Here is a 261-nt window from a genome sequence, read left to right on the forward strand (position 1 = left end):
GTCTTGCACCAGCGGGTGACCATCTCCACGTACTCCGGTACCTGGCCCACCGCCGCGCCCATGCCGCGCTCGGGCATGCCGTGGGGGCAACCGAAGTTCAGCTCGATACCGTCGGCGCCGGTGGCTTCCACCAGCGGCAGGATGTATTTCCACGACTCCTCGACGCAGGGCACCATCAGCGACACGATCAGCGCGCGGTCTGGCCAGTCCTTCTTCACCTGGGCGATCTCGCGCAGGTTGATCTCCAGCGAGCGGTCGGTG

The 261-nt window shown here is 66.7% G+C and carries 1 protein-coding gene; it reads right to left on the minus strand.

Features of this window, described 5'->3' with window-relative positions; translation table 11 throughout:
* On the minus strand, positions 1-261 hold a 261-nt coding region (locus G5A07_RS21410; protein ID WP_191863996.1), incomplete at both ends, for a tRNA-dihydrouridine synthase.

Origin of the sequence: Stenotrophomonas sp. AS012628 (assembly GCF_010608305.1) — a bacterium.
In the GTDB taxonomy this organism is placed as follows: domain Bacteria; phylum Pseudomonadota; class Gammaproteobacteria; order Xanthomonadales; family Xanthomonadaceae; genus Stenotrophomonas; species Stenotrophomonas geniculata.